The following is a 10,269-nucleotide window of genomic DNA, read 5'->3' on the forward strand; positions in this document are numbered from 1 at the left end:
TGCGGCCCCACCCGGGAGGTCACCCTGGTCTATGCCGAGAACACCGCCGAATGGGTCACCGAATTGCAGGAGCCCATAGCCCGCGTCTGATTCATCCGTTCGGGCCGCTCATCGCCGGTGTGCCGCCCGAACGGATCGGGGCGGTGAGTTCGGCTTGTACCCGGTTGTAGAGATGGGCCGGGTCGGGGCCGCCGAGGATGGCTACCGTGAGCCGGGCGGCGAAGGTGTAGGCGAGGAAGGTGACGGCCGCGGACGGGCCGAGGGAGCGGCGCGGGTGCGCCGATAGGTAGACGATCTCGTAGTCGGTGATCCGCACGTCCGCGGGGGTGCGGAAATGCGGGACGACACCGGTGTTGGTGATCGCGATGTGGCCGGCGAGCGAGTGGATCCTGTTGTCGCCGAAGTAATCCGGGAAATGCAGCACCGACTGCTGCACGGTTCCGGTCTCCAGGTCGGCGCGCAGTCGCGTCGAGATCTGTTGCGCCAGTTCGACAATGCAGTCGGCGCGGTCGATCTCGGCGGTGAACGCGGCCAGCCCGGCCATGTTGGTTCCCGCCGCGGCGGGAACCGGCGGGTGGAGCCTGGCCCGCAGATCCACCGGATAGAGGCAGCCGAGGGGTATCGCAACACCCGCGCCGACCGTGGCGGCGTAGGCCCGCAGCAGGGCTGCGGTCAGCAACGCGTTGACGGTCACCCGGTGCAGCTTGCTCAGTTCGACGATGCGGGCGGTGGCGGCCGGATCCAGCCGCAGCCGTCGCGGCCGGACCAGAACCGCCTCGCCCGGCCCGTCGTCATCGCCCACCGGGTTCGCCGGCGGCAGCGGCCGGGCCACGTCCTCGAAGCCCGAATGCCCGCGCCGCGCGATGCCGTGTTGTTCGGCATACCACTCCAGCGGCATCGGATAGGCGAACGGTCCGCCGACGGTGCGGACGGCCATGATCCGATCGGTGTAGCAATCCCAGAACCGGGCGAACAATTCGACGCAGTGACCGGCGTCGGCAACCCCGTGGTGTACATACATCGTCACGCGTGACCGATCGCCCGATCCGCGGACGACGTCGAGATAGGCCAACTGCTCGGCGGGGTCGAGCCGGTGCGCGGGCATGGTGAGCTCGGCAGGGTCGCCGGTGCGTATCCACGGCTGGACCGCAGCGGAACCCGCAGGCCGCAGTAGATATCCGCGGCCGTACTCGTCGACGCCGATCCGGCAGACCAGCACGGGATAGGCGCTCAGCAGCGTCGCGAACGCGGCACGGAGCGCCGGGATGTCGAGCCGACCGGCCACCGACACCGATCGCCCGGTATAGGTGCCGTGCCGGACGAAACGCTGTTCCGACGGCGCCAGCAACCGCACAACTTCACCCGCATCCCACAGCACGCCGCAAGCGTGCGGCAACAGGTGGTTCGCGCGCAAATCCACGGGGCCGGAAAACATTACGGTTCAGCAACGCGACGGGTTCCGGTCACCGAACGGCGTCGGCGCGGCCGCCGCACCATCGCATGGGCGAGACTGTCGGCATGAGTCTTGCCGCACATCTGGAGCACATCGGCCGGCCGATGGTCGAGGAACAACTGGCGCACCCGACGGTCGCGGGAATCGCACGGGGCGATCTGCCGGATCCGGTGTTCCGATCCTGGCTGGAGCAGGACTACCTCTACCTGCTCGACTACGTTCGCGTGTTCAGTCGCCTCGCCTGGCAGGCGCCCGCGGCGCATCTGGGCGATCTGGTCGATCTCGCCCATTCGACCTACCACGAAGAACTCGCACTGCACCGATCCCTGGCCGCGGAGTTCGGCGCCGACCTCGACGGCGCGGTCAAAGGCGAGCCCTGCGCCGCGTATACAACGTTCTTGCTGGACGCCGCCGCCTCCTACGGCGAAGGCCTGGCCGCGCTCTACCCGTGCATGTGGGGCTATTCCACGCTCGGCGCCATCCTCGCGCAGAACCCGCCCGCCGAGCCACGCTATCGCCGTTGGGTGGAGACCTACGCCGATCCCGAATTCGCGGCCCTCACCCGCCGCTGTGCCCGCATGCTCGACGAGACCGGCGTCGACCGATCCGCAGCCGAACACTTCTTCCGCGAGGGCATGCGTCACGAGCTGGCGTTCTGGGACGTCCCGGTCTGAGTGCGGAGCGGTAAGGAGCCTTGGCAGATCCGGCCGGGGCAATTTTTGAAAATGCGGCGTTTCGCTTTGCTCCGGCCGCTAATCTCCCTCACACTCCCGCGGGCGCCTGCCCACAACCGGGAGCGTCGAGCTCCCCCCGCTCGACTGCACGATGAGGAGAACACATGCACAAGCACCCCACCAGGACCGACGTCAACACCGGTAGCGCGGCCGGCGGCAACGCCGACGGCGGAGTCCTGGCCTTGCTGATGGGGCTGATCCAGTCCATGTCCACCGGCAGCGGCGCCAGCAGCGGAATCGGCTGACAGACAACGACAAGGGCCGGTTACCGCACCGCGGTAACCGGCCCTTCGGGTCGAATCAGGCGCCCAGCAGGTGCTTGGCCAGATAGCCCTCGACCTGGTCGAGCGCGATCCGCTCCTGCGCCATCGAGTCGCGCTCACGGATCGTCACGGCCTGGTCGTCGAGGGTGTCGAAATCGACGGTGATGCAGAACGGGGTGCCGATCTCGTCCTGACGACGGTAGCGCCGCCCGATCGCACCGGCATCGTCGAACTCGACGTTCCAGTACTTACGCAGCTGCGCGGCAAGATCTTTCGCCTTGGGCGTCAGGTCGGCGTTACGCGAGAGCGGCAGCACCGCGGCCTTCACCGGCGAGAGCCTGCGGTCCAGCCGCAGCACCGTGCGGGTATCCACCCCGCCCTTGGCGTTGGGCGCCTCGTCCTCGGCGTAGGCGTCGACCAGGAACGCCATCAGCGAACGGGTCAGACCGGCCGCGGGCTCGATGACGTAGGGGATGTAGCGCTCCTTGGTGTTCTGATCGAAGTAGACCAGATCCGTGCCGGAGTGCTCGGAGTGCGTCTTCAGGTCGTAATCGGTGCGGTTGGCGATGCCCTCGAGCTCGCCCCACTCGCCGCCCTGGAAGCGGAAGCGGTACTCGATATCGGTGGTGCCCGCCGAGTAGTGCGACAGCTTTTCCTTCGGGTGTTCGAACAGCCGCAGGTTGTCCGGGTCGATTCCGAGATCGGTGTACCAGGAGAAGCGGGTGTCGATCCAGTACTTGTGCCATTCGGCGTCTTCACCCGGCTTGACGAAGAACTCCATCTCCATCTGCTCGAACTCGCGGGTGCGGAAGATGAAGTTGCCGGGGGTGATCTCGTTGCGGAAGCTCTTGCCGATCTGGGCGATACCGAACGGCGGCTTCTTACGCGCGGTGGTCATCACGTTGGCGAAGTTGACGAAGATGCCCTGCGCGGTCTCCGGGCGCAGGTAGTGCAGGCCCTCTTCGTCGTCGACCGGGCCGAGGAAGGTCTTGAGCAGGCCGGAGAAATTGCGCGGCTCGGTCCACTTGCCGGGCTGGCCGGTCTCGGGGTCGTTGATATCGGCGAGGCCGTTGGCCGGCGGGTGGCCGTGCTTTTCCTCGTACGCCTCGAGCAGATGGTCGGCCCGGTAGCGCTTGTGCGTGTGCAGCGATTCGACCAGCGGGTCGGTGAAGGTGGCGACGTGACCGGAGGCTTCCCAGACCTGACGCGGCAGGATCACCGAGGAGTCGAGACCGACGACGTCTTCGCGGCTGGTGACCATGGAACGCCACCACTGCTTCTTGATGTTCTCCTTCAGCTCGACGCCGAGCGGACCGTAATCCCAGGCCGACTTGGTGCCTCCGTAGATCTCACCGCACGGGTACACCAGACCCCGGCGCTTGGCGAGGTTGGCAACGGTGTCCACCTTCGACTTGGGTGCCACGCGAGAATTCTCCATCCAGTACGAGTCGGAATCGGGCGGCCGGATCGGGCCCACGCGGCGGATCCGCCTACATTGGATCTGCCGACTGGCTACAGCCTATCGACCCGCCACAACCGGGTTTGCACCACCACGGCATGCCTATTTGACATGCGCAACTATGCATATCAAAATGGGATCGCTTTCCAATAAGGAGATGGTTCCATGACTGCCGACGCGGCCACCGCTCACCCGCACAACCCGTATCGGTCCCCCGCTCCCGCGCCGGTCCCCACCCGGACCATCCTGGAGGATGCCGGAGAGCTGCTGCGCGCACTCGCCGCCCCCGTTCGCATCGCGATCGTGCTACAACTGCGGGAGTCGCCGCGTTGCGTGCACGAGTTGGTCGACGCGCTCGGCGTCACACAGCCGCTGGTCAGCCAGCACCTGCGCATTCTCAAGTCAGCAGGTGTGGTGCACGGCGAACGTTCGGGACGCGAGGTGCTCTACGAACTCGTCGACGACCATCTGGCCCATATCGTCGTCGATGCCGTCGCGCACGTGGAGGAAGGTTGATCGTGTCGGACAAGTTGGTCGTTTCGCAGAAGCCGGTGGGTATCCGCAGTACCCGCCAGCGCAGCGCGATCGCCGCGCTTCTGGGCGATATCGAGGAATTCCGCTCGGCCCAGGAGTTGCACGACGAACTGCGCCGTCGCGGCGAAGGCATCGGCCTGACCACGGTCTACCGCACGCTGCAGTCCCTGGCCGACGCGGGCATGGTGGATGTGCTGCGCACCGACTCCGGCGAATCCATCTACCGACAGTGCTCGACCGGCCATCACCATCACCTGGTGTGCCGCCGCTGCGGCCGCACCATCGAGGTCGAGGGCCCCACGGTCGAGGCGTGGGCCGAATCGATCGCCGACAAGCACGGTTTCACCGAGATCAGCCACACCCTGGAGATCTTCGGCACCTGCCGATCCTGCGCGGACGAATCGCGCGGCTGAGAATTCCGGCCGACCCTTCGTGATCCAAGACGAGGCCGTCACCGGATGGTCCGGTGACGGCCTCTGACGTGAGTCCCGCTCAGCCCGCCATCGCCGGAACCGGCGCGGAGGCCTGCGCATCGGTGCCACGCCGTTCGCGGACCGCACCGATCCCCAGCAGCCCCACGGCCGCACCGGCCCACACCAGCAGCACCACCAGCGGGCCGGTGGCGCCGGCGCCATCGAAGAAGGCCACCGACCGCAGCAGCGAGGCGGCCGCACCCGGCGGCAACAGCTGGCCGATCGCACCCCACGGCTGCGGCAGCAGCTCGGGCGCCGAGGTCGCGGCGGAGAACGGGTTACCGATCAGCAGCATGGTCAGCGCGGCGATGCCGATGCCCGCGCGGCCGATCACCGTGGCGAGTCCGGCGACGGTGCCGGCCACCGCGAACGACACCAGCCCGGCCACCGCGGACAAGACGAGGTAGTTGCCAGGGATCAGCGACAGCCAGCCCTGCACGATCACCATGCTCAGCAGTCCGCCCGCCACCGCGAAGCTCAGCAGACCGGCCAGCCGGCCCATCGCCGAGGGCACCAGCAGCGTCAGCAGTACGCCCGCGGCGATGCCCGACATCACCAGCGGCAGCGCCATGGCGCCGAAGCCGACGCCGCGCGGATCATCCGGATCGGCCACGACCAGATCTTCGACCGCGGCCGCCGGAGCACCCGACATCTGCTGGGCGATCTGGGTCAGCTGCTGGGCGACGGCCGGGCTGGCACCGGAGGCGATGAGCACCCGCGGCGCTCCCCCGCCGGTGACGATCGCGCCATAGACATCACGGTCGGTGATCGCGGCGCGCGCGGCGTTCTCATCGGCGGTCGTGGTGATGTCGAAGGCGTCGGGATCGTGCGCGGCCAGCCGGTCGGCGACCATCGCCGCCTGCGGGCCCGTCACCGCTACCGGTAGATCCCTCGGCGCCATATTCGCGGCGGGCCACGCGAAGGCGATCAACATCAGCGCTTGGATCAGGGCCGCGCCCGCACCGATGGCCACGGCCCGCTGGGTGACGTTCATGACGTTCTCCTGTAAATCGGAGGTTCGTTCTTTTAGATGGTTCTACGGTCGCAGCACCGCCCGAAGTTGTCAAGAACGGATATTCGTTTTACTTTTGAGGCATGCCTCGAGTCAGCGAAGAACACCTGGAACGCCGCAGGCAGCAGATCATCGCCGCCGCGCAGCGCTGCTTCTCCCGCAAGGGCTTCTACAACACCTCCATGCAGGATGTCTTCGCCGAATCCGGGCTCTCCGCCGGCGCGGTCTACCGCTACTTCAAGAGCAAGGACGAGCTGGTGGCGGCGCTGGCCTCGAATGCGACCGTCGACGTGCGGGCGTTGATGTCCGAGGTGGTGCACCGCGACCCGCTGCCGGTCCCCGCCGAGGTGGCCGAGCATCTACTCGACTGGCTCATGCCACAGACAGGCCCCGAAGGCAGGCTGCGGCTCGCCCCGCAGGCGTGGTCACTGGCGTTGGTCGATCCGGAGGCCGCCGTCTACGTGCGCGGGGCGATGGGCGGAATCCGGGATATGTGGGCGGAGTACATCGGCCGCATGGTCGAGGCCGGTTGGCTACCCGAGGACACCGACATCGAGGCGACAGCCGTCGCGCTGTTCGGCATCCTGCCCGGATTCCTGTTGCAACAGTTGATCATCGGCGATTTCGACCCGAAGGCAGCCGTGCGAGGCGTGGCGACGCTACTGCCGTTCGGCCCCCAGCCACGCTGAACTCGATGCAGGGCAGCAGGCCCGGTTCGGGCCAGCCGGCTCGGCTCAGGGCAGTAGCCCCTGCCGCGCCTGCCCCGCACCCGAGAGCACCAGCAGCAGCATGGTGGCCAGCGCGTGATCGTCGAGGCCTGCGGCGGGAAAGGTGTAGCGCAGCACGATATCGGCGAGCTTGCCGTGCCCGATCACCACGATCGAACCGAACTGCAAGGTGCTGTTGCGTTCGGCGACGCGCTTGTGCAGCTGCGGTTTGAGCGGCCGGTCCCAGGCCAGCACGCAGGTCAGCGTCAGCACATCCAGGCCGGTGGTGAGGTTCACCGCGCCCAGCGAGCACAGCGCGCCCTCGTAGTCGAATCGCAACGATCCGTCGTTGTCGACCCGCACATCGATGTCGTACATCGACAGGCAGGCGCCGGCCCGTGCCTGCAACTCCAGGTCGGGCTCGAGTGCGGAATCCATATCCCCTCCGGTCATTTGGTACCACCGAAGCGGCGGTCGCGCTTGGCGTACTCCAGGCAGGCTTCCCACAGGTTGCGCCGGTCGAAATCGGGGAACAGCGTGTCCTGGTAGACGAATTCGGCGTACGCGGACTGCCAGAGCAGGAAGTTCGAACTGCGGAACTCGCCCGACGGACGCAAGAACAGATCCACATCGGGCATATCCGGTTCATCGAGGTAACGAGCGACCGTCGCCTCGTCGACCCGCTCCGGGTCGATCTCCCCCGCCGCCACCCGGCGCGCGATCTCCCGTGCGGCATCGGCGATTTCGGCGCGACCACCGTAATTGACGCACATGGTGAGCGTCATCACGGTGTTGTCCTTGGTCAGCTCCTGCGCGGTCTCCAGCTCCTTGATCACGCTGCGCCACAGCCGCGGCCTGCGCCCGGCCCAGCGCACCCGGACACCCATCTCGTGCATCTCGTCGCGACGGCGGCGGATGACGTCACGGTTGAAGCCCATCAGGAACCGCACCTCATCGGGGCTGCGCCGCCAGTTCTCGGTGGAGAACGCGTAGGCCGACAGCCACTTGACGCCGATCTCGATACAGCCCTCGACGGTGTCCATGAGCACCGCCTCGCCGCGTTCGTGGCCGGCCGTGCGCGGCAGCCCACGTTCCTGCGCCCAGCGGCCGTTACCGTCCATGACCAGCGCGACGTGGTTGGGCACCAGCTCCGGCGGCAGCTGCGGCGGACGCGCACCGGACGGATGCGGCGACGGCGGGCGAACGGTGCGGGTCGCCCCCGGCCGGTCGGCGTTGCCCGAACCGGCGGAGGGGTCTCGGCGGAGGATCACGGCTCTATCCTGCCCGATGCCCGGATCGCGGTGTCATCGCGTTCGGCGTCTGCCTGAGGGGCGCCGCCACCTCGGCGGTCGCGGCAACCACCGCCGGGCTCGAAGCCGTCGGGCCGAGCCGGGTGAACCGTCCGGGCGCTGCCTTTCCGCCGCGGATCAGGGACCTCCCGAGCCGAGCTGCCGCCGCTCGGGCCGGGGAGAACGACGGCGGTGGCCTCAGCCGACCCGGTCTCCAGAGGCGGCGAATGCGGCACCACCCGTCGGGCGGGACCGCTCGATCAGCGGCAGCGTCCGCAACTGTCGTTCCAGATGCCATTGCAGGTGCGCGGCGATCAGGCCGCTGGCCTGGCGGCGAGTGGCATCGGGGACGGTGTCGACGAAGTCCCATTCGCCACGGTGCAGGGCGACCATCAGGTCCAGCACCCCGGGGCCGGGCGTCGCGGCGCCGGGTGGACGGCAGTGCACGCACACCGCGCCGCCCGCCGCCACATGGAAGGCGCGGTGCGGGCCGGGAGTCGCGCAACGGGCGCATTCGTCCAGTGCCGGCGCCCATCCGGCGAAACCCATGGCGCGCAACAGGAAAGCGTCGAGGACCAGTTCGTGCGGGCGCTGCCCGGCGGCGATCGCACGTAGCGCGCCCGCGGTGAGAATGTGCAAGCGGGCCGCGGGGGCACGTTCCTCACCGGCCAGCCGTTCGGCGGTTTCCAGGACCGCGCAGGCAGTGGTGTAGCGGCCGTAATCATCGATGATGCCCGCCGCATTGGCCTCCACCGTGTGCACCTGGGTGATGGTGTCGAGATTGCGGCCCGGATGCAGCTGCACGTCGATGTAGGCGAACGGTTCCAGCCGGGCACCGAAGCGCGATTTCGTGCGCCGCACCCCCTTGGCGACCGCACGGACCAGACCGTTCTGCCTGGTCAGCAATGTGACGATGCGATCGGCCTCACCCAGCTTGTGCTGGCGGAGCACGACGGCATGGTCACGGTACAAACGCACGTGCTCAGTCTTTCACGAATGGGTGACAGGCGGTGTCAGGCATGCGGGTCGCGCCGGGCCGGACGATCGGGGCAACGGTGCGGCCACTGTGTCATCCGGTACGAAGGATGCCTGCGACCAGCAGCATCAGCGATTGCTGGGCCTCGGTCCGCGCGGCGTCCGGATCCTCGGCGTGCGCGACGATCAGACCCGACTCGGCCACCGCGCTCAGGATCAGCTGCGCCAGCACCCGCACCGGGACCTCGGGAATCAGGCCGGCGGCCCGCGCCCGCTCGAGCTGGTCGATGATCACTCCGAGACCGTGTTTGCTCTCGAATTCCCGCCATGCCTGCCAGCCGAGCACCGCGGGAGCGTCGGAGAGGGCGATGCGCGCCATGGCCGGACGGCGGCAGATCTCCAGGAACGTGCCCAGGCCGGTGGCCATGGCCATCAGCAGATCGTCCGGGTCGACCGCCGCGATCGCCCGCGTGATCTCGGCTGTCGCGTCGGTTTCCAGCTGCTCGAGCACCGCGAGGAACAGCCCGCGCTTGTCACCGTAGTGATGATGCAGCGCCCCGCGCGTCACTCCCGCGGCGCTCACCAGTTCCTCCGCCGACGTGCCCGCGAACCCCCGCTCGGTGAACAGCCGCAGTCCGGCCTCCTCCAGAGCCATCCTGGTGGCCCTGGACCGATCCTCCTGACTGCGTCGCGGCATGCTGCCGAGTGAACTCCAGATCAACCGCGATCGGCAACTCGCCCGCGATCGGATGGAACCGAAACCTGATTCGCCACGTCTATGTCTGTGTCGATAGGTTCTTGGCCGAAAACGAGACGGGAGGGCGCCGGGGTGGGAATCGAAATCCCCGAGGCGTTGCAGTGGGCCGCGAAGTATGTCGTGGGGGCCGGTGATTGGCCCGAGGGCGATGAGACCGCGATGCGGCGCATGGCCGACGCCTACAACAGCGCCGCCACCACCCTCGACGATCTCGGTGACGATGCTCAACGCCAGGTCAACCAACTGCTGGCCGCGCTGGACGGGCAGAGCGCCGACGCGATCGAGGCGTTCTGGAAGAAACTCGGCAACGACAACGGCGCCCTCGCCGCACTGACCGGGCTGTTGAAAGACCAGGCCGACCTGGTCGACGACGGCGCCAACGACATCGAACACACCAAACTGATGATCATCGCCCAACTGGTGATCTTCGCCGTCGAAATGGCCGCAGCGCTGGCCGCCATGGCCACCGGTGTCGGCGCCCCCGCCGGAGCCGCCGCCGGCGCCGCCGCCCGCGTCGCCACCCAAGCCGCGATCCGGCTCACCATGCGGCAACTGCTGCAACGCATCCTGACCCGCGTGGTCAAAGAAGCCGCCCTCGGCGCCCTCGAAGAAG

General features: G+C 68.0%; 13 protein-coding genes. 6 read left to right on the forward strand and 7 right to left on the reverse strand.

Translation table 11 applies throughout. The features are described 5' to 3' along the window. Positions 1-91: 91 nt before the first annotated feature. Positions 92-1,378, reverse strand: a complete 1,287-nt coding sequence (locus GV790_RS26980) for a phthiocerol/phthiodiolone dimycocerosyl transferase family protein (RefSeq protein ID WP_280212786.1) — start codon at positions 1,376-1,378, stop codon at positions 92-94. Between the two features lie 140 nt (positions 1,379-1,518). Here GV790_RS26980 and GV790_RS26985 point away from each other — a divergent pair, with 140 nt between their 5' ends. Together GV790_RS26985 and GV790_RS26990 are read left to right on the forward strand one after the other, a co-directional pair. Then, the gene (locus GV790_RS26985; protein WP_163817304.1) at positions 1,519-2,127 is read left to right on the forward strand and encodes a TenA family protein; all 609 of its coding nucleotides are present in this window, start codon (positions 1,519-1,521) and stop codon (positions 2,125-2,127) included. Positions 2,128-2,291: 164 nt separating this feature from the next. Beyond that, a complete protein-coding gene (locus GV790_RS26990) occupies positions 2,292-2,432 on the forward strand; it encodes a hypothetical protein (RefSeq protein ID WP_163817306.1) in 141 nt (46 codons plus the stop codon). A 55-nt stretch (positions 2,433-2,487) separates the two neighbouring features. Here the strand turns inward: GV790_RS26990 and GV790_RS26995 are convergent, their stop codons facing one another. Further along, the gene (locus GV790_RS26995) at positions 2,488-3,888 is read right to left on the reverse strand and encodes a glycine--tRNA ligase (RefSeq protein WP_175586013.1); all 1,401 of its coding nucleotides are present in this window, start codon (positions 3,886-3,888) and stop codon (positions 2,488-2,490) included. A 186-nt stretch (positions 3,889-4,074) separates the two neighbouring features. On the opposite strand from GV790_RS26995, the gene GV790_RS27000 reads away from it, so the two are divergent. Both GV790_RS27000 and GV790_RS27005 read left to right on the forward strand, forming a co-directional pair. Beyond that, positions 4,075-4,425 carry an ArsR/SmtB family transcription factor gene (locus GV790_RS27000; protein WP_163817310.1) on the forward strand — a complete coding sequence of 117 codons (351 nt, stop codon included), beginning with the start codon at positions 4,075-4,077 and terminating at the stop codon, positions 4,423-4,425. Positions 4,426-4,427: 2 nt separating this feature from the next. After that, the gene (locus GV790_RS27005; protein ID WP_163817312.1) at positions 4,428-4,856 is read left to right on the forward strand and encodes a Fur family transcriptional regulator; all 429 of its coding nucleotides are present in this window, start codon (positions 4,428-4,430) and stop codon (positions 4,854-4,856) included. A gap of 79 nt (positions 4,857-4,935) precedes the next feature. Here the strand turns inward: GV790_RS27005 and GV790_RS27010 are convergent, their stop codons facing one another. Then, on the reverse strand, positions 4,936-5,910 hold the full coding sequence (locus GV790_RS27010; protein WP_163817314.1) for a hypothetical protein: 975 nt from the start codon (positions 5,908-5,910) through the stop codon (positions 4,936-4,938). A 101-nt stretch (positions 5,911-6,011) separates the two neighbouring features. Between GV790_RS27010 and GV790_RS27015 the strand changes: the two genes are divergently transcribed. Continuing rightward, positions 6,012-6,617 (forward strand): TetR/AcrR family transcriptional regulator, encoded by a 606-nt coding sequence (locus GV790_RS27015; RefSeq protein WP_163817316.1) that lies wholly within the window; start codon positions 6,012-6,014, stop codon positions 6,615-6,617. A 45-nt stretch (positions 6,618-6,662) separates the two neighbouring features. On the opposite strand, the gene GV790_RS27020 is transcribed toward GV790_RS27015, so the two are convergent. From GV790_RS27020 to GV790_RS27035, 4 genes are all read right to left on the reverse strand, one after another. Beyond that, positions 6,663-7,088 (reverse strand): YbjN domain-containing protein, encoded by a 426-nt coding sequence (locus tag GV790_RS27020; RefSeq protein ID WP_036534807.1) that lies wholly within the window; start codon positions 7,086-7,088, stop codon positions 6,663-6,665. Continuing rightward, a complete protein-coding gene (locus tag GV790_RS27025) occupies positions 7,085-7,906 on the reverse strand; it encodes an isoprenyl transferase (protein WP_163817334.1) in 822 nt (273 codons plus the stop codon). Before GV790_RS27025 ends, GV790_RS27020 begins: the two co-directional genes overlap by 4 nt. A gap of 216 nt (positions 7,907-8,122) precedes the next feature. Next, positions 8,123-8,902 (reverse strand): DNA repair protein RecO, encoded by a 780-nt coding sequence (gene recO, locus GV790_RS27030; RefSeq protein WP_163817336.1) that lies wholly within the window; start codon positions 8,900-8,902, stop codon positions 8,123-8,125. 91 nt (positions 8,903-8,993) lie between these two features. After that, a complete protein-coding gene (locus tag GV790_RS27035) occupies positions 8,994-9,596 on the reverse strand; it encodes a TetR/AcrR family transcriptional regulator (protein WP_175586014.1) in 603 nt (200 codons plus the stop codon). A gap of 132 nt (positions 9,597-9,728) precedes the next feature. On the opposite strand from GV790_RS27035, the gene GV790_RS27040 reads away from it, so the two are divergent. Beyond that, positions 9,729-10,269 (forward strand): WXG100 family type VII secretion target (locus GV790_RS27040; RefSeq protein WP_375139432.1); only part of this gene is annotated, 541 nt, incomplete at its 3' end.

The organism is Nocardia cyriacigeorgica (genome assembly GCF_010858045.1).
In the GTDB taxonomy this organism is placed as follows: Bacteria; Actinomycetota; Actinomycetes; order Mycobacteriales; family Mycobacteriaceae; genus Nocardia; species Nocardia cyriacigeorgica_E.

Coding starts and splice junctions, on each gene's coding strand:
- GV790_RS26985 (WP_163817304.1), top strand. CDS start 1,519: ATGAGTCTTGCCGCACATCTGGAGCACATCGGCCGGCCGATGGTCGAG.
- GV790_RS26990 (WP_163817306.1), top strand. CDS start 2,292: ATGCACAAGCACCCCACCAGGACCGACGTCAACACCGGTAGCGCGGCC.
- GV790_RS26995 (WP_175586013.1), bottom strand. CDS start 3,888: ATGGAGAATTCTCGCGTGGCACCCAAGTCGAAGGTGGACACCGTTGCC.
- GV790_RS27000 (WP_163817310.1), top strand. CDS start 4,075: ATGACTGCCGACGCGGCCACCGCTCACCCGCACAACCCGTATCGGTCC.
- GV790_RS27010 (WP_163817314.1), bottom strand. CDS start 5,910: ATGAACGTCACCCAGCGGGCCGTGGCCATCGGTGCGGGCGCGGCCCTG.
- GV790_RS27015 (WP_163817316.1), top strand. CDS start 6,012: ATGCCTCGAGTCAGCGAAGAACACCTGGAACGCCGCAGGCAGCAGATC.
- GV790_RS27020 (WP_036534807.1), bottom strand. CDS start 7,088: ATGACCGGAGGGGATATGGATTCCGCACTCGAGCCCGACCTGGAGTTG.
- GV790_RS27035 (WP_175586014.1), bottom strand. CDS start 9,596: ATGCCGCGACGCAGTCAGGAGGATCGGTCCAGGGCCACCAGGATGGCT.